The sequence below is a fragment of the Neobacillus vireti genome (assembly GCF_001026695.1).
Classification (GTDB): Bacteria; Bacillota; Bacilli; order Bacillales; family Cytobacillaceae; genus Neobacillus; species Neobacillus vireti.
On record NZ_LDNB01000012.1, the window covers coordinates 516716 to 539293 of the forward strand.

Annotated in this window: 31 protein-coding genes; 21 read left to right on the top strand and 10 right to left on the bottom strand. The window is 37.7% G+C overall.

Features of this window, described 5'->3' with window-relative positions; translation table 11 throughout:
* The first annotated feature begins 70 nt into the window (after positions 1-70).
* Positions 71-1744, top strand: a complete 1674-nt coding sequence (locus AA980_RS15620) for an ATP-dependent nuclease (protein ID WP_024029252.1) — start codon at positions 71-73, stop codon at positions 1742-1744.
* Positions 1745-1962: 218 nt separating this feature from the next.
* Here the strand turns inward: AA980_RS15620 and AA980_RS15625 are convergent, their stop codons facing one another.
* Positions 1963-2145, bottom strand: a complete 183-nt coding sequence (locus AA980_RS15625) for a hypothetical protein (protein ID WP_024029253.1) — start codon at positions 2143-2145, stop codon at positions 1963-1965.
* 112 nt (positions 2146-2257) lie between these two features.
* Between AA980_RS15625 and AA980_RS15630 the strand changes: the two genes are divergently transcribed.
* The 3 genes from AA980_RS15630 to AA980_RS15635 all read left to right on the top strand — a co-directional run bounded on the left by AA980_RS15630 (position 2258) and on the right by AA980_RS15635 (position 3730).
* Positions 2258-2593, top strand: a complete 336-nt coding sequence (locus tag AA980_RS15630) for a hypothetical protein (RefSeq protein WP_024029254.1) — start codon at positions 2258-2260, stop codon at positions 2591-2593.
* A gap of 295 nt (positions 2594-2888) precedes the next feature.
* Positions 2889-3017 (top strand): hypothetical protein, encoded by a 129-nt coding sequence (locus AA980_RS28050; RefSeq protein ID WP_268926657.1) that lies wholly within the window; start codon positions 2889-2891, stop codon positions 3015-3017.
* Between the two features lie 125 nt (positions 3018-3142).
* Positions 3143-3730 carry a hypothetical protein gene (locus AA980_RS15635; protein WP_024029255.1) on the top strand — a complete coding sequence of 196 codons (588 nt, stop codon included), beginning with the start codon at positions 3143-3145 and terminating at the stop codon, positions 3728-3730.
* A 6-nt stretch (positions 3731-3736) separates the two neighbouring features.
* Here AA980_RS15635 and AA980_RS27270 read toward each other — a convergent pair whose 3' ends face one another.
* Positions 3737-3898 (bottom strand): hypothetical protein, encoded by a 162-nt coding sequence (locus AA980_RS27270; protein ID WP_156351194.1) that lies wholly within the window; start codon positions 3896-3898, stop codon positions 3737-3739.
* 190 nt (positions 3899-4088) lie between these two features.
* On the opposite strand from AA980_RS27270, the gene AA980_RS26470 reads away from it, so the two are divergent.
* Entirely contained in the window at positions 4089-4262 is a 174-nt protein-coding gene (locus AA980_RS26470; RefSeq protein ID WP_024029256.1) for a YozD family protein, read from the top strand.
* Between the two features lie 191 nt (positions 4263-4453).
* Positions 4454-4762 carry a YodL domain-containing protein gene (locus AA980_RS15640; RefSeq protein WP_024029257.1) on the top strand — a complete coding sequence of 103 codons (309 nt, stop codon included), beginning with the start codon at positions 4454-4456 and terminating at the stop codon, positions 4760-4762.
* Between the two features lie 32 nt (positions 4763-4794).
* Here AA980_RS15640 and AA980_RS28055 read toward each other — a convergent pair whose 3' ends face one another.
* On the bottom strand, positions 4795-4926 hold the full coding sequence (locus AA980_RS28055) for a hypothetical protein (protein ID WP_024029258.1): 132 nt from the start codon (positions 4924-4926) through the stop codon (positions 4795-4797).
* Between the two features lie 142 nt (positions 4927-5068).
* On the opposite strand from AA980_RS28055, the gene deoD reads away from it, so the two are divergent.
* The 4 genes from deoD to AA980_RS15660 all read left to right on the top strand — a co-directional run bounded on the left by deoD (position 5069) and on the right by AA980_RS15660 (position 9317).
* Positions 5069-5773, top strand: coding sequence for a purine-nucleoside phosphorylase (deoD, locus tag AA980_RS15645; RefSeq protein ID WP_024029259.1), 705 nt, complete (start codon positions 5069-5071; stop codon positions 5771-5773).
* A 144-nt stretch (positions 5774-5917) separates the two neighbouring features.
* Positions 5918-7429, top strand: coding sequence for a lmo1851 family serine protease (locus AA980_RS15650; RefSeq protein WP_024029260.1), 1512 nt, complete (start codon positions 5918-5920; stop codon positions 7427-7429).
* A 70-nt stretch (positions 7430-7499) separates the two neighbouring features.
* A complete protein-coding gene (locus AA980_RS15655) occupies positions 7500-8408 on the top strand; it encodes a CobW family GTP-binding protein (RefSeq protein ID WP_024029261.1) in 909 nt (302 codons plus the stop codon).
* Between the two features lie 87 nt (positions 8409-8495).
* Positions 8496-9317, top strand: coding sequence for a hypothetical protein (locus tag AA980_RS15660; protein ID WP_024029262.1), 822 nt, complete (start codon positions 8496-8498; stop codon positions 9315-9317).
* A gap of 39 nt (positions 9318-9356) precedes the next feature.
* Here the strand turns inward: AA980_RS15660 and AA980_RS15665 are convergent, their stop codons facing one another.
* The gene (locus AA980_RS15665; protein ID WP_024029263.1) at positions 9357-9602 is read right to left on the bottom strand and encodes a hypothetical protein; all 246 of its coding nucleotides are present in this window, start codon (positions 9600-9602) and stop codon (positions 9357-9359) included.
* A gap of 94 nt (positions 9603-9696) precedes the next feature.
* Here AA980_RS15665 and AA980_RS15670 point away from each other — a divergent pair, with 94 nt between their 5' ends.
* Both AA980_RS15670 and AA980_RS15675 read left to right on the top strand, forming a co-directional pair.
* Positions 9697-9975: a hypothetical protein gene (locus AA980_RS15670; protein ID WP_024029264.1), complete on the top strand. Its 279-nt coding sequence runs from the start codon at positions 9697-9699 to the stop codon at positions 9973-9975.
* 12 nt (positions 9976-9987) lie between these two features.
* Positions 9988-10464, top strand: a complete 477-nt coding sequence (locus AA980_RS15675; RefSeq protein WP_024029265.1) for a FixH family protein — start codon at positions 9988-9990, stop codon at positions 10462-10464.
* Positions 10465-10497: 33 nt separating this feature from the next.
* Here the strand turns inward: AA980_RS15675 and AA980_RS15680 are convergent, their stop codons facing one another.
* Both AA980_RS15680 and AA980_RS15685 read right to left on the bottom strand, forming a co-directional pair.
* Entirely contained in the window at positions 10498-10956 is a 459-nt protein-coding gene (locus AA980_RS15680) for an Hsp20/alpha crystallin family protein (RefSeq protein ID WP_082195744.1), read from the bottom strand.
* A 70-nt stretch (positions 10957-11026) separates the two neighbouring features.
* Positions 11027-11503, bottom strand: coding sequence for an Hsp20/alpha crystallin family protein (locus AA980_RS15685; RefSeq protein ID WP_024029267.1), 477 nt, complete (start codon positions 11501-11503; stop codon positions 11027-11029).
* Positions 11504-11703: 200 nt separating this feature from the next.
* Between AA980_RS15685 and AA980_RS15690 the strand changes: the two genes are divergently transcribed.
* Positions 11704-12492 (top strand): SDR family oxidoreductase, encoded by a 789-nt coding sequence (locus AA980_RS15690; RefSeq protein ID WP_024029268.1) that lies wholly within the window; start codon positions 11704-11706, stop codon positions 12490-12492.
* A gap of 77 nt (positions 12493-12569) precedes the next feature.
* Positions 12570-12728 carry a hypothetical protein gene (locus AA980_RS27500; RefSeq protein WP_162837346.1) on the top strand — a complete coding sequence of 53 codons (159 nt, stop codon included), beginning with the start codon at positions 12570-12572 and terminating at the stop codon, positions 12726-12728.
* Between the two features lie 101 nt (positions 12729-12829).
* Here the strand turns inward: AA980_RS27500 and AA980_RS15695 are convergent, their stop codons facing one another.
* Complete coding sequence (locus tag AA980_RS15695; protein WP_024029269.1) at positions 12830-13390, bottom strand: GNAT family N-acetyltransferase; 561 nt, start codon at positions 13388-13390, stop codon at positions 12830-12832.
* A gap of 301 nt (positions 13391-13691) precedes the next feature.
* Positions 13692-14819, bottom strand: coding sequence for an amidohydrolase (locus tag AA980_RS15700; RefSeq protein WP_024029270.1), 1128 nt, complete (start codon positions 14817-14819; stop codon positions 13692-13694).
* Positions 14820-14989: 170 nt separating this feature from the next.
* Between AA980_RS15700 and AA980_RS15705 the strand changes: the two genes are divergently transcribed.
* From AA980_RS15705 to dapF, 5 genes are all read left to right on the top strand, one after another.
* Positions 14990-15187: a PLD nuclease N-terminal domain-containing protein gene (locus AA980_RS15705; protein WP_024029271.1), complete on the top strand. Its 198-nt coding sequence runs from the start codon at positions 14990-14992 to the stop codon at positions 15185-15187.
* On the top strand, positions 15187-16095 hold the full coding sequence (locus AA980_RS15710; RefSeq protein ID WP_024029272.1) for an ABC transporter ATP-binding protein: 909 nt from the start codon (positions 15187-15189) through the stop codon (positions 16093-16095). The genes AA980_RS15705 and AA980_RS15710 overlap by 1 nt, the downstream gene beginning before the upstream one ends.
* On the top strand, positions 16092-16871 hold the full coding sequence (locus tag AA980_RS15715) for an ABC transporter permease (RefSeq protein ID WP_024029273.1): 780 nt from the start codon (positions 16092-16094) through the stop codon (positions 16869-16871). The genes AA980_RS15710 and AA980_RS15715 overlap by 4 nt, the downstream gene beginning before the upstream one ends.
* A 99-nt stretch (positions 16872-16970) precedes the next feature.
* Positions 16971-17762 (top strand): hypothetical protein, encoded by a 792-nt coding sequence (locus AA980_RS15720; protein WP_024029274.1) that lies wholly within the window; start codon positions 16971-16973, stop codon positions 17760-17762.
* 77 nt (positions 17763-17839) lie between these two features.
* Positions 17840-18823: a diaminopimelate epimerase gene (dapF, locus tag AA980_RS15725; RefSeq protein ID WP_024029275.1), complete on the top strand. Its 984-nt coding sequence runs from the start codon at positions 17840-17842 to the stop codon at positions 18821-18823.
* A 7-nt stretch (positions 18824-18830) separates the two neighbouring features.
* On the opposite strand, the gene AA980_RS15730 is transcribed toward dapF, so the two are convergent.
* Positions 18831-20675 carry a DNA ligase D gene (locus AA980_RS15730; RefSeq protein ID WP_034724374.1) on the bottom strand — a complete coding sequence of 615 codons (1845 nt, stop codon included), beginning with the start codon at positions 20673-20675 and terminating at the stop codon, positions 18831-18833.
* Positions 20676-20805: 130 nt separating this feature from the next.
* On the opposite strand from AA980_RS15730, the gene ku reads away from it, so the two are divergent.
* Entirely contained in the window at positions 20806-21636 is an 831-nt protein-coding gene (ku, locus tag AA980_RS15735; protein WP_034724361.1) for a non-homologous end joining protein Ku, read from the top strand.
* 390 nt (positions 21637-22026) lie between these two features.
* On the top strand, positions 22027-22230 hold the full coding sequence (locus AA980_RS15740) for a cold-shock protein (protein WP_024029278.1): 204 nt from the start codon (positions 22027-22029) through the stop codon (positions 22228-22230).
* 38 nt (positions 22231-22268) lie between these two features.
* On the opposite strand, the gene AA980_RS15745 is transcribed toward AA980_RS15740, so the two are convergent.
* On the bottom strand, positions 22269-22562 hold the full coding sequence (locus AA980_RS15745; protein WP_082195745.1) for a DUF6509 family protein: 294 nt from the start codon (positions 22560-22562) through the stop codon (positions 22269-22271).
* Between the last annotated feature and the right edge of the window lie 16 nt (positions 22563-22578).

Here is a 22578-nt window from a genome sequence, read left to right on the forward strand (position 1 = left end):
GTATTATAAAAAGTAAGAAAAATATAAAAAATACTACAAAAGCAGTTGAGAAAGGGATTAGGAGAAAACAATGATTACTAAATTAAAATTAAAATTTGGTGCAACTCCAGAAAGTGAAAATTTAGAGCTAACAACAACTCCGGTTACAGTATTTGTTGGACCAAATAATTCGGGAAAGTCCAAGATATTAAATGAAATATTGTATTATTGCAGAGAAGGGCAAAAAAATGCCCAAGATGTAATTCTTGATGATATTGAGTTTCAAAATATGAATATAGAATTTGGGAATATTGCTCTATCTCGACTGAAACGAAAACCATTTCCACAGGAATCAATCCAACCAGGTAACATAATTGTTGGAAATTATTCCGAAAGGACTCAAATAAGTGAGCAGGGGTTTTTAAGCTTTTTCAATAATCCAAATGAGCAAAGATATAATTTTTGTCATTTTTTTTTAAGATACAGTTCTTTATTTTTGGATGGGCAAAACAGGATGCAGTTAATAAATCATCAGCAAGCTGGAGATTTACAAGCACCTCCAGTGAATAGTTTAGCTCTATTATTTAGAGATGATAACAAAAGAGAAGAAGTACGTAGGATATTATATGATGCCTTTAAAAGGTACTTTGTGATTGACCCTACCGAGTTAGGTACATTAAAGATGAAATTTTCTAACGTTGAACCGGAAAATGACATTCAAGAAAGGGGAATTCACAAAGACGCGGTTGATTTCCACTCACAGGGGCAAGAGATAACGAATCTTAGTGATGGTGTAAAAGCATTTACTGGAATTATTACTCAAGTTGTTGCAGGCGACCCTTCTGTCCTTATGATTGATGAACCTGAAGCGTTTTTACATCCCTCATTATCGTTTAAATTGGGAAAAGAAATTTCATCATCTGCTGCAAATTCAAATAAAAATATATTTGTTTCAACACACAGTGCTAACTTTATCATGGGTTGTATTCAATCAGGTGTGCCAGTTAATATTGTACGTTTGACTTATTTACATGGTGTACCAACTGCAAGAATTCTTCCAAGTGAAAATTTATTAAAACTAATGAGGAATCCTTTATTGCGCTCAACAGGCGTAATTGAGGGCTTATTTTACGAATCCGTAATTGTGACAGAGTCAGATTCTGACCGTGCTTTTTATCAAGAAATAAATGAGCGTTTATTAAAATTTATGCCCAACTCAGGTATTCCTAATTGCTTATTTATTAATGCTCAAAATAAGCAAACGGTACACCATATCATAAGACCGTTAAGGGAATTGGGAATTCCTGCAGCAACAATAGTCGATATTGATGTTATAAAAGAGGGGGGAACAGTTTGGGCGAATTTTTTAAAAGGGGGCTATGTTCCCGAAATATCGTACGATTCTCTTGGCAATATGAGGGGAACGATAAAAAGAAAGTTTGATGAATTAGGGATAAATATGAAAACACAGGGTGGTATATCCACTTTGCCTCCAGATGTTCGTGAAGCCGCAGACAATTTTTTAAATCAAATCGCCGAATATGGTTTATTCGTAATTAAAAATGGAGAATTGGAAAGCTGGCTAAAGGAATTAGAAGTTACAGGTCATGGTTCCAAATGGTTAATCGACATTTTTGAAAAAATGGGAGAAAATCCGGATTCTGAAGAATATTTAAAACCCACAGAAGTGGATGTATGGTATTTCATGAAAACAATAGGGGAATGGCTGTTAGAACCTAACAGAAAGGGTATACCAAAAGATTAAATTATTGTGCTAAAATTACCTCCAAATAAAATGCAAACTTTCAAAACAAATGGAAGCCCCCTGCTATAATGAGCGCTTTCATTTACATTAGCTAGTATTTCCTCCGTAAGGTTTTTTTGAAAAGGCTTGAAGTTATTCTAGGAGTGGAAAATCAGGAAAAACAAGCATAAAAAGATTAAGTCCGTATAATTGTGTAAAAGCGCCAAAAGGCGCTTTTTTTAGTAATCTAACTCGATCCGTTTCACCGTAACATCCATTTCATCGAGCAGTGCAACAAGATTTGTTAAGTCGGTCACCATCATTTCTTTATTGTACAGGTCATCACCGATTACCATGTTCAAGATTCCTAAAACTTCTGCTTTGATGGATGCGATTTCTTCTTTTCGTTCAAAATCAATCATAATTTCACCTACTTTGTTGTTTGTTTTCCTACATTTTTCCAACTGTAAATAAAATTATTCCCGAGTGAACAAATTGCTGGTGGGGCATTTTATTACAAAAGGAGGATGAAACATGAAGTTAAAGCTTATGGTTGTTGGTACTGAAACAGGAACTATACGTTTGCCAATATTCATTCCGAGCGGAATGATAACAATATCTGCCGTATTTGATATAAATTGGAGACTGCTGGATGTTTATACTCATCCAATTGAAATAAACCGATTAAATTTAAATGATGATGAAACCAGACTATGTTATAAGCAAATAGCTAATCATATTGAATATTTAAAGTCCTTCGTCCGAAAGAATCGTATGAGATTTCTAACGCGTACGGCTTATGATGAAGATGATTTTATCATGAAAGATTCGTACAATATCACAGATGAAGAGTTAATTTACTCAGAGTAAATAAACGAATAAAAAGAGCGCCGGATGGCGCTTTTTGCTGTGAGCCGATAGTCGGATAGATGATTAGATTTTCACCACTGAATAATTTTACCAATTATGCGCAAATTAATAATAATTGTGAATAATTAAACAGTCTTATGGGAGGATAAGCATTCGTATGATTGAAAATAATAAATTCTTGCGCTTGATTGAGTAAAAAACAACGTTTAATATTTTTATATTATGCTTCTAAAAAAACATTAAAGACAAGATACCAAACAAGTTCCGGTAGCATATTTTGCTATGAGGTGATCTCATGAAAGTGAAATATGCCGAGAGAGGAACTTTTGATTCCGAGAAAGCGGCAAGGGGACTAGTTGAACTGACAAATAAACGTAAGAAACCGTGCCGAAATGATAAAAAAGGAAATGACAAGCTAAAGTAAACTCATGTATCATTTGGTATATGAGTTTTTTTGTTTTGGAAACTCAGACCCCCTTTAAATCATAGGGTTATAAATCCGGCTACTTTAGAAAGTTTACGGATGTTAAATGGCTCGACGGAAAGTACGTGTATGAAGTAAATAAAAGTGATGGGCTGTTCATAGAATCCGCCTTACAATTACTATCGGAGTATGAAGGCACGGTATTGGAGCACGAACAGATTGATATTGAATATAAATTCTTCTTCGGAGATTTAGTTCAAGTCAGTGGTTATGGTGCCGATTTATTTAAAGTGGTTGGCTTTCGAACAGAGATTTGGCGGTACAAAGAAGACGCTTGGGAAGATATTATTTATGAGTTATCAAGGGTGAGTGATGGGGAATGGCTCGAAGCAGGTGAAGAGGAACTGACACTTGTAGCTGATGCGGAGAATGCTGATACATTTATCCAAAAGTTAGGAATCCTATACTTAGTGAATAAGCAGGAAAAGGCAGCAAATATACCTAAACCACTAAACATGGTAAGAAAAGCGGAATTTGAAGAAATTGAAAGAAAGAAGGAAAAAAAGGAATTAATTGACAACCTCTTGGACATATTTAATGATTACCGAATTTTATATGAAATGTTTCATGATCAGGAATATTATCAAGTAATGCGGGTGATTCTCAGGAAATTAGAAAGTCTAGGGAGCAATGATGGCAAAAGTCATGTATAATTACCATCATGATGCCTCAAATAGTAAATACAGGACAAATGGAATTCCTGCCCATTTAATCAGAAAAAACAACGTGTTGGTAATCTTCTCAAAGAGTCGGAGGGTGAAACCATCCTCCTTATTTACATCTTCTATCCATGCCTCAAGCTTTAATTGAAAATATGACATCCTTATCACCTCATAGTGTTCTTTTCAATCATCCTATGCTTGTCCAAGCGGAAATAGACATGGCTTCTTGATAAAATAAAAGGTTCGGAAAAACATTAATAAAGTCTTAAGGGTATACCTTCTCTTTACAACGTAAATGGCATGAAAAAGCTATTTCCATCATACATTCTCTAAAAAGGGGGCGATGCTAATGAGAGAAATTGAAGTATTTATTGATACAGAAGAGATTGCCGAATTTTTCTTTCATGAGCTAGTGAAAAGGGGATACGTTCCTAGTGAAGAAGAATTAGAAGAAATCGCTGATATAACGTTTGAATATTTAATTGAAAAGAGCATTATTGACGAAGAGGTAGAAGATGAATAGGAAACTAGTAACTCAAGGTTCCATATACGATAGATGATAGGTGCAGTTACTCAGTTATTTAACCCTTGAAACATTTTTCTTCGGTAAAATGAGGAATTCGACAAAAATAGTGAAAATTCTAAGGAGGATTTGACAATGTGTATGGCCAATTATTAGAATAAGCGATTAATTCTAATAATTGGAGGTATATGATGATCAAGGTATTAACAAGAAGAGCAAATATTCAGTATGATGTGACGATCTTTCAAACTCCAAAGTACCGCGAAAATAAAGGATATAAAGAGGTCTATCGTACGAACATTTCGGCAAATAGCCGGGAGCAGTGTTTAGAGGAAACCTTCAGCCGCTTTAACGTAACCGATAGATTACCGGCAAATTATAAAGGAAGATTTCTCGCAACCGGCGATATCATCTTGATTGATGAAGCCCGTGGCGGCCAGTATTATTTTCAATTAAAACCCGGCGGCTGGTTCCCCATAAATCGTATCATTCTACTTTAAAATGAACAGTCAATAAACCTAAGGAGATACCCTTAGGTTTTTTTTCTTCCGCCTGTAGCGTTATGCTCTTTTGCATGTGCTTCATGTTCCGCGACAATCGCTTCAGCAGGGATGTGATTATTCTTCTTAGCTGAATTTATTCTGCTTCGATGTTTTTTACCCATCGTTAACCCCCTCCTTATAACAAATAGATTTCCACAAAATCAAAAAAACATGTCAAGGTTTTGCTTTAAAAGCGATTATGTTATAGTGGCTATGGTGCAGAATAACAAATACTGTCCTTATATTTGATTGGAGGTCTATTTAATGAGTGTACATATTGGTGCCAAAGAAAATGAAATTGCCGAAACAGTCTTGCTTCCTGGAGATCCGCTTCGAGCAAAATATATTGCTGAAACGTTTTTAGAGGATGCAAAATGTTATAACGAAGTCCGTAATATGTTAGGTTTTACTGGAACCTATAAAGGAAAACGGATTTCTGTTCAAGGGACTGGAATGGGTGTGCCATCCATTTCTATTTATGTAAATGAATTAATCCAAAGCTATCAAGTGCAAAATCTAATTAGGATTGGTACGTGTGGAGCGATTCAAAAAGATGTTAAAGTTCGCGATGTAATTTTGGCGATGACAAGTTCAACAGATTCGAATATGAATCGTCTTACTTTTGGTCATGTTGACTTTGCCCCTACTGCTAACTTTGACTTGCTTAGAAAGGCTTATGATGCAGGTGTGACCAAAGGACTTAATTTGAAAGTAGGGAATATTTTCACAGCAGATTCATTCTATAATGATAATGCTGAACTTGAAAAATGGGCAAGATATCAAATCCTTGCAATCGAAATGGAAACAACTGCACTTTATACATTAGCTGCTAAATTTGACCGCAAAGCACTTTCCGTTCTAACCGTCAGTGATCATATCTTAACAGGTGAGGAAACAACAGCTGAAGAAAGACAATTGACCTTTAATGATATGATAGAAGTTGCCTTGGAAGCAGCAATCAAGGAATAAAACTTCCCACCTCTTCCAAAAAGGAAGGGGTTTTTTCTATTTTTTTGAAGGTCATAGTGGTTATTATTAATTTCAATAACTTTTCTTGTGTTTTTTTATAAAAAAGATGTTATTCTAATCACTAAGGGTTTACTTTTATGGTTAATGAAAGTGGTGAAGGCTTTGGAAGAAAAGAATGTTGAACAAGAGAAAACTGCAGAAGGAAACATTGAACAAGAGCAAGCAACAGAGAGCAAATCCAGTTATATTCGATTAAAAAAGTTTCACTTTATCATGCTGTTATTTTGCATTGTTTTTCTATCTGCGGGGATTACGACATTTGCCCTGGCGTTTGGAAAAGAAAAGGTCGTAACAGTTGCTCCTCAAAGGACAGAATTTAATAAACTTTATGAAGCCTTTGATACATTAAAAAATGGTTATTACAAGGATTTGGATCAAAAAAAGCTCATAAATGGTGCGATAAACGGGATGGTCGATTCCCTGGATGACCCATACTCCGATTATATGAGTAATGAGGAAGCAAAAAGCTTTCATAGTAGTATTTCTTCTTCGTTTGAAGGAATTGGTGCCGAGATTCAAGAAAAGGATGGGCATATTGTCATCGTGTCCCCGATTAAAGGGTCTCCTGCTGAAAAAGCAGGCTTAAAACCTAATGATATGATTACGTCAGTCGATGGAAAAAGCCTGCAGGGAATGACTTCAACCCAAGCGGTTACCTTAATTAGAGGGAAAAAGGGAACGAAGGTAGAATTGACAATTCAGCGCCCAGGAATAGATGCGCCGATGACGGTGCCGATTATTCGCGATGAGATTCCTATTGAGACTGTTTATGGTGAAATGGTGGATGAGTCGATTGCTAAAGTTCAAATTACCAGCTTTTCAACGAATACATCAAAAGAATTAGTTGAGACCTTAAATGATTTGCAGAAAAAGGGAATGAAAGGTTTGGTCTTAGACTTGCGGCAAAATCCTGGGGGCTTATTAAACCAAGCGATCGACATATCAAGTATGTTCGTTCCTAAAGGTAAGATCATTGTCAAGGAAGAAGACCGGAATGGCAAGATAACCGAAATTCCTTCGAAAAATACCGGAAATCCAGACCTGCCATTAGTGGTGCTAATTGATAAAGGAAGTGCAAGTGCTTCCGAAATTCTTTCCGCTGCAGTAAAAGAATCTGCTGGTGTACCGCTTGTTGGTGAAAAATCTTTTGGAAAAGGTACGGTACAGACAACCGCTGATTTCAAAGACGGCTCCAATATTAAATATACCATTGCCAAATGGCTGACGCCGGATGGAACGTGGATTCATAAAAAAGGAATCACCCCGGATGTAGAAGTTGCTCTCCCTGATTATGCTTCATTGCCGATTATCAATCCGGATAAGGAGCTTGCCTTGTCTATTTCATCTGCGGAAGTGGAGACGGCGCAAAAGATGTTGAAGGCGATTGGCTATGACCCAGGCAGAGAAGATGGATTTTTCGATGAGAAAACGAAAGAAGCTGTCACTCAATTTCAAACAGCACAAAAGCTTCCGGTTGATGGAGTTTTAAAAGGTGAATCAACATTGAAATTGATGGATCTGTTAAGAGAAAAAATAAAGACAAATGATACGCAAATGCTAAAAGCGATTGAGGTCTTAAAAGGGAAAATGAAATAACAAAATGGAACCCGATTCAAATGAGTCGGGTTCATTTCTTATGTCTTATCGGAAAGAGGAGTGAAGGGAAATGACGTTAAAAAAAACAGAAGTATATATTTTATCAGGCTTTTTAGGCAGTGGAAAAACAAGCCTTTTAAAACGTTTTCTAGAAGATGAACGGAAATCAGCGCGAAAAGTCGCAGTCATGATGAATGAATTAGGAAAAGTATCGATTGACTCTGATGCTGTAGATGAAGACGTATCACTGAAAGAGTTATTAGGAGGCTGTATATGCTGCTCGATTCAGGATAAGCTTGAGGCCCAGCTTCAAGGTCTATTAGTAGAGGAAAAGCCGGATGTCATTTATATCGAAACGACAGGCGCCGCCCATCCTGTTGAAGTGTTAGATGCGATTCTTTCTCCGTTGTTTGCGGATCAATTGAATATTAAAGGAATTATTACAACAGTTGATGGCACGAGATGGAAGGACAGGAAATCATTAAGTCCGCAGCTTCAGCAGCTTGTCCTTGAGCAAGTTAGACATGCTGACTTTATCATAATTAACAAGATGAAGGATTTGAAAGAACAGGAACAAGCGGCTATTTCCTTTGAAATCCAAGCCATTAACCAAACAGCAAAATGCTTGCTGACGAATTATTCTCAGGTTTCAATTGAACAGCTTAGAGGTCTATCTGTATCCTTTGAAAAGGCATCACAGCGAATTGATTTAAACTTATCCACCTTTGTCTACCAATTTAAAACCGCAATTAATCATACAGCGTTTGAGGAATTCTTAAAAGTACTGCCGGATACAATTTACCGTATAAAAGGATATGTGAAATTTGATTCTTCGGCACTGCCGTTTTTATTCCAATTTTCATATGGTATGCCGCTTTACATCAAAGAAGAGATGAATTTGCCATTAAACCTCGTATTTATCGGTGAAAATATCGATTGGAATCGGATTGAGGAACAGCTGGGAAATCTTGAGAAATAAGAAAATAGTCAAGATGAAATGAATGATAAATAGATATTCAGGTAACTCTTTTAATGTAGCTTAAAAACCATTAAGAGGGGGTCTGAAATGAAAAAGTTAGCTTGTTTTTTGGTGTTAATTTATTTCCTCCAATATGGACAAGGGGTTCAAGCTGCATCTGATATTAGCTATAAAATTGAAATGCCGGATTGGAAAGAAGTTAATCACATAGTACCAAAATACACAAAATTCACCGTCCTCGATGTTGAAACAGGAAAACGCTTCAAGGTCCAAAGAAGGGCAGGGAGTAACCATGCCGATGTACAGCCGTTAACAAAAAAAGATACGAAAATAATGAAAAAAATATATGGTGGTAAATGGAGTTGGAGACGGCGGGCAATCATCGTTATTCATAAAGAGCAATGGATTGCTGCATCGATGCATGGAATGCCGCATGGTGCAGGCGCATTAGAAAATAATTTTCCCGGTCATTTTTGTATCCATTTTTACGGGAGTACAACTCATCGGACAAACACAATGGACTTCTCCCATATGTTGATGATTTTGAAAGCAGCAGGAAAATTAGAGGAATATCTCGGAAAAGCGAATCCCTACGAGGCGATTAATGCCTATGTGACAGGCTTTAAACAGCAGGATAAACGGATTACTTCACAGGTTTCCTTACAAAAAATAAATTGGAAACCCATTTTAGCAAAGGTTGAAAATATTAGCATCTTCCGGATGGAAATGCTGCCCCCAGAGGACTTAACCGAGGAAATCAGCTTGGATATTCCTGTTGAGGTAGATTGGTACATAGAAAACAGAGGCGGGCAAAAATTTAAAGGGAACATACATCTTGTGCGTTTTTCGCCTATCGATGCTTGGAAAGTGGATTCAGTGGGTTTTTTAAAAGAAAATAATCTTCCTTAAAGACAAAAACACCTATTTGAAAAGGTGTTTTTTAACGGACTATATAGGCTGCTCGCCAAACTTGATAAAGGTTCGTTCATCTTCAATTAAGCCGCAGGCACCGCATTGAACGCGATATTCGGGTCCGTTATATGGAAGATGAAATGGTTCTAATTCATTTTCTTGATATTCCCTGACGATGTCACCAGATTGGGGGTCGAGCTTGACAGCTTGTGAGACTTGCTGGACGATATTAAAACGGCTTCGATTCGTTTTACAGTTTGGGCATCTGTATGGTGTAGACATAGGATACACTTCCTTAGTATTGTTAATATCTATTTTTTGCAATAAGGCTATCAAATATGTAACAATTCAGGTGATAGAAAAAGGGGGAAAGGGTTTGGCGAAAGAACAAGTGAATTTTGATGATTTATTAGCGGAATACCGCTCGATTTGGAACAATCGGATATTGCTTAAAGAGGAAAAAGGCAGCGAAGAAATATTAATCGAGGCGATAAAACGAGAGTTGTTAGATGAAAATTCCCATCCAAGAGTTAGAAAAAGTCGATATGAAAAATATTTTTCTGCCATTAAAAGAGTGATGAATTCCTCGGTCGCGGCAGAAACGAAATTGCGATTAATAAAAATTCATGTAGAAATAATGGAAGAACTAAGTTAGGAGAGTATAATTGTGAGAAAGCTTCTAGTCGTTTTTATTACGGTCCTGCTACTAAGTGTAGCTGTGTCTTGCAGCAAACAAAATGATGCCTTACCTGAAATGATAAAAGTGGAATTATCGGTTAAACCTGAGACTGGGAAAGTAAATCAGCCAATTTTATTTGAAGCAGAGGTAAGTCAAGGAAAAGAAATGGTGAACGATGCCGAATCGGTGATATTTGAAATTTGGCGGGCAAAGGATGAAAAACACGAAAAAATAGAAATAAAACAAGCTAAGAACGGAATCTATCGTCTTGAAAAGTCGTTCCCGCAAGAAGGCACCTATTATATCATTTCTCACGTAACGGCAAGAGATATGCATAATATGCCGAAGAAGGAATTCGTTGTCGGGACTCCAAGTGAACCGGAAGATCCTAAAGCAAAAGATTCGATGGAGAATATGGACATGGATGATCATCATGAAGACGATAATAGCCATGAGGGTCATTAATTACTTAAAAAGACAGCTTAAAGTAGCTGTCTTTCATTCTCTATTAAAGGTAATTGGGATATCTTCAATTTCTTCTCGGTTAATCGGCATGACAATCGATAAAACGCCATAGCGCATTTCTGATTTCACTTTATGAATGTTAACAGGATAAGGTAGTGTTATTTCCTTGGTAAACTTACGGTTGGGCCGCTCTTTGATGAAATACTTTCGATTTTGCACAAATGTTTTACATTCACCAGTGATTGTAAGAAGCTGATGGTGAATGGAAATATGCAAATTTTCCTTCAGTACCCCAGGAATTTCTGCCTCGACTACAAGCTCATTTTCTGTTTCATATAAATCGCATTTCGAAAAATGTTCTGAAACAGTCGGAATTGGGTTTAGGGATGGTGAACTCTTATTTTGGCTATCGAATACATTATTCCAAAATTTTTCTGATTGGAATTGCTGTGCAGTATCCATCCATTTTTTTAATTTATCGATTTCCATCATTTCACTCCTTACGTTAGAGCTGTTATTTTATCATATTTTTAAACAGAAAAAACATTCCCCAAAAATACATTTACAAAATTTCCGTCACATCGATTTGCGAATACTGCATATCAATATTTTTGGGAATTTTAACTTCAAGGATGCCATCTTTATAGTTTGCGATTGCCCCTTTCCGTTTGACAATCGCTGGCAGGGTGATTGTATTTGAATCATTGTGTTCAGGGATGTGCTCGATGATTAGCTGGTTAGAAGTATGATAAAGGCGAAGCATTTTAATCCATTCCTCGTTTTTTAGCGGAATTCTCACGAACACATAGTCGTGAGTCTCAAAGGCTGTGGACTCTAACACCCCTGAAACAGGCCGCTGTTGGGAGGCAGTATTTTGAAATCCATTGAACATTTCCTGCGGGTTCATCATTCCCTGCATATTTCCAGGCATGATTTTTCCAATGATATCCTGGACAAAATTGTTGATTTCCTCCGGCTTCATTTTTTGCATTGATTCCTTCATATCTTTACCGAAGGGAAACATATTCCATGGGAACATTCCTTTTCATCCTTTCAGGCTTACGTAAATCCAGTTTGGAATAAGAAGAATTGAATCGAACAAATATCGGTGATATCCCATAATATGCAATTCTCACCCTTTCCGTTAATTTGTGTTGGAAGTTAATTATTTGCATATATATTTGAATCTTTTTAACATATAGTATAGAAAGGAATTCTAACAATAGAGAGGTAATGTTTGTGAGAAAAAAGACGGCTTTGATTACAGGAGGAGCTTCTGGTATTGGTAAACAAACGGCAATCCAGCTTGCAGAAAAAGGGTATCAGCTTGCCATTAATTATAGAAATAGTGAATCCGAAGCAGTTTCTCTGGCAAGACAATTAACAGATAGTTTTGGTACGAAAATCATCACTGTTCAGGGGGATGTTGCAAATTATGATGATTGCTATCGAATGGTAGAGGAAACTCTTTCTGCTTTTACAGCCGTGGATATTTTGGTACATAATGCCGGTCCATACATACATGAAAGAAAAAAACTGACAGATTATACTTTAGAGGAATGGAATTACCTAATACAAGGAAACTTAAGTGCTGTTTTTTATTTGTCGAAGCTAATAATTCCTTTAATGCGTAAACAACAGTGGGGAAGGATTATTACTCTGGGCTACGATCGGGTCGAAACGGCACCAGGCTGGGTTTATCGCTCTGCCTTTGCAGCAGCGAAAACGGGATTGGCCTCACTAACACGGACATTAGCAATTGAAGAAGCGGTACATGGGATAACGGCAAATATGGTCTGTCCAGGTGATATTATCAACGAGTGGAAAGAGAAAAATATTGAAGAATCGATTGCTGCATTCGAGGGGACTGTCCCTGTTGGAAGGCAGGGAACAGGTGAGGATATCGCCAGGGTTATTGCCTTTCTGACAGATGAAAAATCTGACTTTATTACCGGAAGCATTATTCCCGTAACAGGCGGTATAGATGTATTAGGGAAAGCCTTTAAAAACGGAGATAGTGGCATGTAACGCCTAATGAGTTTTGTATGAAATTTGTTCCTTTTGTGGATAATAGCTAGTAATCATCTATGAAGGGAGCAAAGAAAATGAGTTTTAACATCAACAGAATTAATCCAAATCAAACCCAAGTTTTTTTTCATGATGGCCGCTTTGAAACATTAACCGACGAGGAATTGAAAGAATTTTTGCTCCAAATGGGTCTAAGTGAAGTTAATGAAAGTATTGAACAAAACATAACGGATTAAAAGAAAAGCGTAAGCGCCTTGGTCAACGGCCTATGGCCTGGAGCTAGACAATAAAAGCCGTGTTCATGTAAAAAAAGCAATCGGTTGTTAACCGATTGCTTTTATGCTTCCAGCAAGTGCGAGGAATCTTGTTCAATTGAGCCATTCCGAAGTAAGTGAAAGGTGTATAAGTCTTTCGGAATTTCATACAAATCATAAACTTCGCCGGTTGCATTCAATTGCTGATAGATTGATAGTCTGGTCTCGTTTGCTTTAATTACATACGGCAGTTTCTCCGCTGCCCTTATTGAGCGGATATTAACCTTTCGAATCCGCATAAAAACAGTTTCAATCCCTATTTCGTAAAAGAGCTCCTGAAAAAAAGCTTCTTTAGCTGGGCTGTTATAGCCCTTGCCGTGATACTCTTTTCCCAGCCAAGTCCCTAAAAATCCGGCATTATCTTCAATATCAAACAAATTAATCGTGCCGATTGGTGCACCCCATTCATCTAGAATAGTCCGTGATATTATTTCACCGCGCTCCTCAGCTTCGATCGTTTGTTTTGTCATAAATAAGAATTCTTCATATGAGTCAGCTTTCTGTCGTACAAAAGGGAAGACATCAGGGTGCGTCATTAGTTCGTACAATGTATGGCTGTCATGAAGATCACGTTTCTTCAGCATGATTATCCCTCCATTAGGGCATTCCGATCCCGTGTCAAAAGAAGCGGACCACCCTCGAAATTTTTTATATAGGTACTAAAAAATTTCGGGGTGGGAATCGAACCCACTAGAACCAGTAAACTGGTGGCGCACCATTTGCCTTCCCTATATCATTTTTTGCCAATAGGTTATGTTCGTAAACCCCCATGTAATTAGGTCTAAAACAGTTTCACTTAGAGTATAATACAAGAAAAAAAGAAAAAAATAAATAGTTTTTTTGTTGATTTTTTGTTAAAATTTTTTATCATTTTTCTACAAAATTCTACACCTCTAAGTAAATCAATTCCCCGCCAATCATCGTCCACTTCGGCTTCGCTAAATAATGAAAAGGATGATGACTCCATAGGACTAAATCAGCATCTTTCCCTTCCTCAATACTTCCAACCAAATGGTCAATTTTTAGATTTCTTGCTGGGAGAATCGTAATTCCTTCAAGAGCCTTTTGCTCTGAAAGCCCTTCTCTTACGGCAATGCCTGCACAAATATTTAAGTATTGAATGGGCGTGTACGGATGATCAGTTGTAATCGAAACTTCGACGCCTTGGTTTGTCAGCTCCTGATAGGTTTTCCATGTCTTATTTTTTAATTCGACCTTTGATCTTCTTGTCAGAGTCGGACCTACTGAAACTTTTAGATTCATACCAGCCAATTCATTGGCAATAAGATGTCCTTCTGTACAATGTTCAATCCGTAAATCAAGATTAAACTCCTCGGCTAATCGAATCGCCGTAATGATATCATCAGCACGATGGGCATGAATTCTTACGGGAATTTCTCTTTTTAACGCCATCACAAGCGGAGTAATTCGCAGGTCATCTGGGTTATCAGCATGGATCGCTTGATAGAAGGCTTCCCTAAGCATTCCCATAATTCCCATCCTTGTAAGGGAGTTGCTATTTCCATTGCTGTGAATTCTTTTAGGATTTTCCCCTAACGCTATTTTTAATCCAGCTACGTCTTGGACAATCATCTTCTTAATATTTTTACCTGTGGTTTTGATGACAGAAGTGGTACCGCCGATAACATTTGCACTCCCGGGCATAATATGAACGGTGGTTATTCCGCTTTTAATGGCATCGGTGAAGGCCGGATCGAGCGGATAAGCCCCGTCAATTGCCCGAATATGGGGCGTAAGTGCTTCAGCGGTTTCGTTTGCATCATTTCCGGCCCAGCCGGTGCCTTCATCATACAGACCTAAATGGGTATGAACATCGATAAAGCCGGGAAACAGGTACAAATCTCCGCAATCGATGATTTTTACATGCAAATCGGTCGTAATATTCTTTCCTACCTTTTTAATTTTCCCATCTTCAATGAGAACATCTCCGTATTTAAACGGTTTGGAGGTAATCGGATAAATATATGCTTTTTTTAAAAGTATTTTTGTCATAATAAAACCTTTCTGTACGTTGATAATAGTATTTTATCTATTTTATCAACTTGCGTGCCAAAGGAAAAGGCGCAAAAAAACCGGCAAATTTTTTTGTCGGATTTTTGAACGTTTTTATCGTTCAAACGTCATATGATTGATAAAGATAAACAAACCAAGGGGGAAAGAACATGGATCAATTAGCAAATTATATGCCTATTTTAGCACCAATCGCGATTATTCAGCTTATTTTACTGATCACAGCCATCATTGATCTCGTTAGAATTGAAAGAACCAATGGGCCGAAGTGGTTGTGGGCCCTTATTATTTTGTTCATTAATATAATCGGACCGATTCTTTATTTTGTGATTGGAAGGAGAAGTAACTGATGTCCCTTATTCAAATAAGCGGTTTAAAAAAGCAGTTTCAAGGGACTGAAGTAATTAAAGGGCTTGATTTCAGCCTTGACAAAGGAAAGTGTATTGCCCTATTAGGACCAAATGGAGCAGGGAAAACGACAACACTGAGAATGCTCTCGGGCTTGATGAATCCGACCGAAGGAAAGATCACCTTTACTGAGGCGAAAAAAGGGGAGGATATCCGCGGCTTAATCGGATACCTCCCGCAGTTTCCTGTTTTTTACGATTGGATGACCGGACTAGAATTTTTATCCTATGTAGGCAGATTAGCTGGATTATCGGCGAAGGAAGCGAAGGAACGATCATTAGAGCTGCTAGAGCTAGTTGGAATCTTAGATGCAAAAAACCGAAAAACAGCTAAGTATTCAGGCGGGATGAAGCAAAGATTGGGTATTGCCCAGGCACTGATCCATCGGCCTCAGCTGATTATGCTCGATGAGCCCGTGTCTGCTCTAGACCCAATCGGCAGAAGGGAAGTATTAGATCTGCTTGAAGGTTTGAAGAAGGAAACAACAATTCTATTCTCGACACATATTTTAAGTGATGCTGAAGAGGTTTGTGACGAAATTCTGTTCTTACATAATGGGAAAATTGTTGAATCAGGAACGATGACAGAGCTTCGTGAACGGCACCAGCAGGCAAAAATCGACTTATTTTTCAGGGGGAAAGCAGTTCAATATGCTCATTTTCTGGAAACTCATGAGGTTACACAATCGGTGATGCTTGAAGGAAACCGGGTTAGTATTTTTGTGAAAGACATTGCCATTGCTAGAAGGGCCTTCCTGCAAGCGATAGCAGAACAAAATTGGCCGCTTGAAAAATTTGAGGTTAGCAGTATGACCCTTGAAGACGTGTTTATGAAGGTGGTGAGGAAATGAGCCAATGGTTGACATTGTTACAAAAAGAGACGTTAGAAATGTGGAGAAATTTCAAATGGATTTGGGTGCCGATTACCTTTATTTTATTAGGGGTAAAGGAACCGTTAACCAGCTATTATATGCCGCAAATCCTCGATGCAGTTGGCGGGCTCCCGGAAGGTGCAGTCATTCAAATTCCTACACCATCTGCTGCTGAGGTGTTAATTACTGGTTTAGGTCAATATACAACCCTTGGTGTCCTAATCATCGTCCTCACAACGATGGGGATTATTGCTTCGGAAAGAAAAAGTGGCGTGGCTGCAATGATTTTAGTAAAGCCTGTGTCCTTTCAATCTTTTGTTACGGCTAAATGGGCTGGAAGTGCATTATTAATGTGGATTTCCTTTTTTATCGGTTATCTGGCAACCTGGTATTATACTGGTTTTTTATTCGAATGGATTCCATTTGATCAATTTCTTCAAACTTATTTCTTTTATGCCCTATGGCTGACGGTTATTTTAACAATTACAGTCTTTTGCAGTGCAGCGCTTATGAGCCCGGGAATAGCTGGGTTTATTTCTCTTGCAGCTGCCATTGTTATAAGTCTTGTGAGCAATACTCTCTCTAACTGGTTTGAATGGAGCCCGGCGCAGTTAACTGCTTATGCCAACGAGGTCCTTATCGGTCAAGGAATTTCGGACCACTCCTTACCGGCCGGCATATTGGCTGTTGTCTGCATCATAGTTCTATTATCGTTAAGTGTGCTTATTTTTAGGAAAAAAGAGCTTGCGGCGTAATTGAATTTTGCGAAATTATTTCTGCTAGAAAATCTTCTATCATTTTTTTCTTTATAGTAAATAAACTAGTATAAGAGGAATGGAGAAGGAGTTTTCTAGATGAAAATCAACGAATTTTACGATGACTCAGCGAATATTAACTTAAATGGCAGTATAGCTGCGTTAGTTCCGGCGGTTATAATTGTCATTGGAAACCTTTCTTTATATAAAAGTCAAGAAATAATGTTATTAACAATCCCATTTCTAACTTATAGTTTTATCTGCTTTCATTTCTATCTTTTTAGGATGAAACAATCGATTTTAATTGCTAGAAACATGGTTAATGGTAGGCATAAGAGCTGGAATGATTCTTTATTTGTAGCCAGGCATCTTCTAGTATGTTACCTAAATACCCACTCACCAAGTATACTGTTTTACTTTCCAAATGGCGATTTGGCGGGAAGGATAACGAGGTACCGCCGAAAGGGTTTAAGTCGATTGCGGCATTCGAAAATGTATGCCCTTTACAATTCACAGGATGAAGCCATTGGTTTTTTCGAGGTGAAAGGGAATAGAAATATAAAGATTGGAACATTCGACCAAGAAAGACGATATTTAGGCTGCTTTGAAAAAAAGAAGCTTACTTGGCGAAAAAGTAAAAAACAATTGCTTGATGCGGTTGGAAAATCTATTGGTGCAGTAGAAGGGTCGTCTATATTTATGGATGAGAAGGTAATTCATTCGGGGAATCAGACTGATTTGCGTCTGCGCAGAGGATGGATGCCGGTGGAGTGGAGTACTTATTTCCCAGAAGCCAATACACCTGTCCTCTCGTTTTGGGGAACCTTATCGGATAAAGAGAAGCTATTAAGAATGTCATTTTTAATAAATGAATACTTTATCGAAAGGTAGAGGATTGGACAGTTCCCCTCATGATTAATGTTTGATATGATAGTAACAAAATGAACATCTCATCTGGGGGGCAAATCATGCAAATCAAGGTAATAAAAGGTCATGGGTCTGGGAATGATTTTCTATTAATCGATGAAATATCAAATACTTATACTTTCACAGAAAAGAATCGGGCAGAACTTGCCCGTTTGTTATGCCATCGTGAAACGGAATTAGGGGCAGACGGGATTCTTTTTGTCATGAATAGCGAACATGCCGATGCAAGAATGCGGGTATTTAATGCGGATGGTTCGGAGGCCTCAATGTGTGGAAATGGGCTTCGGCTTGTTGCAAGATATATTTGTGAATTATATGGGCGCAGTGAAGCTGTCATTGAAACCATGAAGGCAGACTTAAAGGTTAGTAAACAGAGAGACCTCTTTCCAGATGTCCATACGTATCAAGTGGAAATTTCTCCCGTGCTGTTTGAATTAAAGGCATTGCCATTAAATTTAAACCAGCCAACGCTTTACAACGAGAGAATTAAGGAGTTATCAACGGAATTAAGATTTACAGCGGTGGCTGTGCCTAACCCGCATTTAATTGCGATAGTAGAGACGGAACAGCTTCAAAGTGGCATCCAAAAACAGCTTAGTGAAAAAGTGAATGGTCCCAACGAATTATTTCCAGACGGTGTAAATGTTAGTTTTGTTAAGCAATTAGACAATGGGGCGATATATGTACGAACTTTTGAACGGGGAGTTGGCTTTACGAATGCCTGCGGGACAGCGATGTCAGCATCTTCCCTGGTTACCTGCCTACAAGAACTAAATCCATTTGAACAGCCGATTACGGTTTATAATAATGGCGGAAAAGTTCAATGTGTGGTTCATAAACTCGCTAGGGATTATAAGATTGACCTTATCGGAAATGCTACCTATCTATACGAGTCAACAGTTGAGGTAAATCTTGAGCGTGAATTAGTGGAAATAACCGATAAAAAAGAATTAACAGAGGAAGGCATATACGAAAAACTGCAATCCGAGGTACAGCAAATAATAACAAAGATGTTAAAAGGATAAGGCAACCTTATCCTTTTTTTCTCTGCCCCTTCTTTAGTATCTCAAGGATTGGTCCAAAGGGCTGAATTTGTTTTGTTTGAAAATAGTTCCGAAACGGATTTCCTTGTTTCTGAAGCCGTTTTAATGCGTTTTCCATATTAAAGGCAGCAGGGCTAATTTTTTCATCCACTTCCTCCCAATAAAGTGGTGTAGCAACTCCTGCAGCTTCATTCCCGCGTAAGGAATATGGGGCAACAATCGTTTTCCCTTCTCCATGCTGGACATAATCAACATATAGTCTTTTCCCGCGTTTTTTTTTCATTCTTTCAATTGTAAAGGAGTCAGGGTCTTTTGCGATTAAATACTCAGCCATAAAGCTTGTAAACAGTCTTGTATCGTCGTAGGAGAATTTTCCTTCCGGCAGAGGCAGATAAACTTGCAGGCCCTTATTGCCCGAGGTCTTAATAAATCCGATCAAATTTAGTTGATCAAGCACTTCTTTTATCAATAAAGCCGCCTTAACAGCTAAATGGAAGGAATCTTGATCAGGCGGGTCTAAATCAAAAACAATTTCACTTGGTCCCTTGCTGTGGATTGTTTGAAAGGGAACATGGAATTCAATTGCTAATTGATTTCCGAGCCAAACGAGGGTTTTCAAATTATTGCATAAAATATAATCAATCCCGTCGGCGGAATGGGTCCGGATAAATTCCGGTGCATAATCCGGACAGTTTTTTTGATAAAATGCTTCCCCGAACATTCCGTGGGGATACCGAATCACTGTCAGCAGTCGATTTTCTAAAAATGGCAGCATGAAGGGAGAAACTTCCCGTAAATAAAAAATATAGTCAATCTTTTCGATATGCTGATTTTCCCAAAGCGGTTTATTAGGATGGGTGATAGCTAAATCCGCCGGTAAATTTTTTTGTTGAATCATAAATTGTTCATATGTACATTCAGCTGGTTCCAAATCGAAGCGGAAATGGTCAAAATGCGGCTCTCGGAGTTGATTATCGTAGAGCTCTAAATATTTTACTTCAAGGCAGATAGCTGGGTTTACAAAAATTAATGATCCATCTTCACGAATAATATTTTGTTTTATCGTTTGCCGTAGTGCTTGTTTTTCTTCCGGTTTAAATCCGAACAAAACCTGACCAACAACATGAATGTCATTTTCCTTATACACGCTAACGTAAAAGTAGCCGTTTGTTTTATCGAACGAAGTGACAAAACAGCTAACATATTTCCAATTTTTATATTTCAACCATTGTAAAGTACGTTTCCCTTCCTCCCAAAGGCTAGTTCTAGATTTGGCGATAATTCCTTCGCCATCATATAACACCACTTTTTCCCATAAGTCATTAAAATCCTCATAGGGAAAAACAAGTTGAAGTATTTGGCGATTATAAGGATTAGAATCTACTTCTAGTTCAAGTTGTTGAAATAAGTTAATCAACTTATCTTTTCGTTTATGGTAGGGCTGATTTAGCAGTGGTTTACCTTTAATCATTAGTAAATCAAAGACCATCAACCGGCAAGGAGATTTCATAGCTTGCTCGGAAATTTTTTTCACTGCCTTTAAACGCCCTCGTACTTGGATGGCGGAAAAATTGGCTTTATAAGCGTTTTCCAAGGAAACAAGTTCACCATCAAACTGAAGTGGTAAATAAGCTTTAAATTGCTCCTCGTACGTTCGTAAAAATTCTTCAATTTCTGGAAATTGAGGTGAAAGGGGCTTTCCATTCCTGCTTGTTAACGTTATTCCGTTAATGGTCCATTCTAATAATGCTCGAAATCCGTCGTATTTAACCTCATACAACCAATCAGGACGAACGGGAAGCTCAAAGGTAAGACTCGGGAGCATCGGTTTCATCATAGTATATCCCCACCTTTATTTTATTTTGTATAATTTTGAACTGTTTCATTCTTTTCCAAATGTTGTAAGGGATGTCCTTGTTAAGTTGATGCAAAATAAAAGCAAAAAAGGAATGGAGAATAACTTTATGCATACGATGTGGAAGGGCAGTATCAGCTTTGGGCTTGTAAACATTCCCATCAAGCTCCATACAGCAACAGAAGATAGAGATATCAAGCTTCGTACGCTTCATAATAAGTGCCATGCCCCGATTAAATATGAAAAAATCTGTTCAGTTTGTGAAGAAGAAGTAAAGCCAGAAGATATTGTAAAAGCGTATGAGTACACGAAAGGAAAATTTGTTGTTCTTGACCGTGAGGACCTTGAAAAGCTGCAAAAGGAAAATGAAGAGAAAGCAGTGGAAATCATTGATTTCGTTAAAATCGAAGAAATTGATCCGATTTATTTTGACCGCAGCTATTATATGTCCCCGAATGATGGCGGCAGTAAGGCCTATTCATTGTTACGCAAAGCATTACAGGAATCACAAAAAGTGGGACTAGCGAAAATTATTATCCGTTCAAAAGAACAGCTGGCGGTCATCCGCGTTTATGAAAATACATTGGTAATGGAAACAATTCATTTTCCAGACGAAGTGCGAAAGTCAGGAGACGTACCAAATGTTCCGGCAGAAAACAAAGTGACTAAGAAAGAGCTGGACACGGCCATCTTACTTATTGACCAATTGACATCAGAATTCGAACCGGAAAAATACACGGATGAGTACCGTACAGCACTGCTTGAATTGATTGAATCGAAACGAAACGGAAAAGAAACAGTAACCGCTGCAACCAAGGAAGAACCTTCAAATGTTACTGATTTAATGGCTGCATTACAGGCATCGATTGACCGTACAAAACCCAAAAAAGCCGCTGCACCAAAGAAAAAAGCTGCAGCAAAAATGAAGAAAGAAGCATAAGAAAAAATAAAGCCGATTTTACACGTTGAATCGGTTTTATTTTGCTCCGAATATTTTCAGGATTCCCTAGTTTAGAAATTGGTTTGACTAAAAGCTGGAAGTGCGGTAAAATAAGAGTATGTTAAATATTTTTTAAATTATGCAGTCGTAACTGCACGTGATTTTGGGAGTTACTATTCCCCAAAACGTGCCAGTGCGTCTTTTTTATTAATGGAATTGTAAGATTAACTGCATGTGAACAATTTTTTTCTTGGAATAGAAGGGTGATGCACTTGGTTAAGCATCACCTTTTTATCTATATATAGTTATAAGTTTACTAGAAAAATAGCTTTACAGCTAACAAACTAGTGTTCAAAAACAGTCATAACTAAGTACAAGGGGTGATAAGTTTTGGCGTTTGGAAGAAAAAACGATGAAGAAATCAAACTAGAAGAAACGAAAATTTGGGTATGTAATTCAGCGAATTGTAAATGCTGGATTCGTGACAATTTTAAAAGCAGTGATGTGCCCCTTTGTCCAATTTGCAAAAGTGAAATGAGTGAATCGACAAAAGAACTTCAAGTGATTCATAATCATAGTAAAAATTTCATGTAAGTAATGGAAAAGCAGGAGGAAGTTTATCCCCTGCTTTTTTATTCTTCCAAGTGTTCCTTGCAAAATTGAAGGACTAATTTTTCCTCATCCTCTTCAAGGGCAAAGTCTAACACTTTTTCAGTCCCCTTTTCAAAGAAATGATACTGGGAAAGTCTTTGTCCATTCTCATCGCTTACGAAAATTATTTTTAAACCTACACCCTTCTCAGAATAAAGCTCATCTTCCTCATCTACATCAAGGTCAAGAAAAAACTCATAGCGGTCACCTGATAATAAACCAAATGGATCTTCTAGTTTATCAACTAAATAGCCAGTAATGTTCAAGCAAATCATCCTTTGCATATTATTT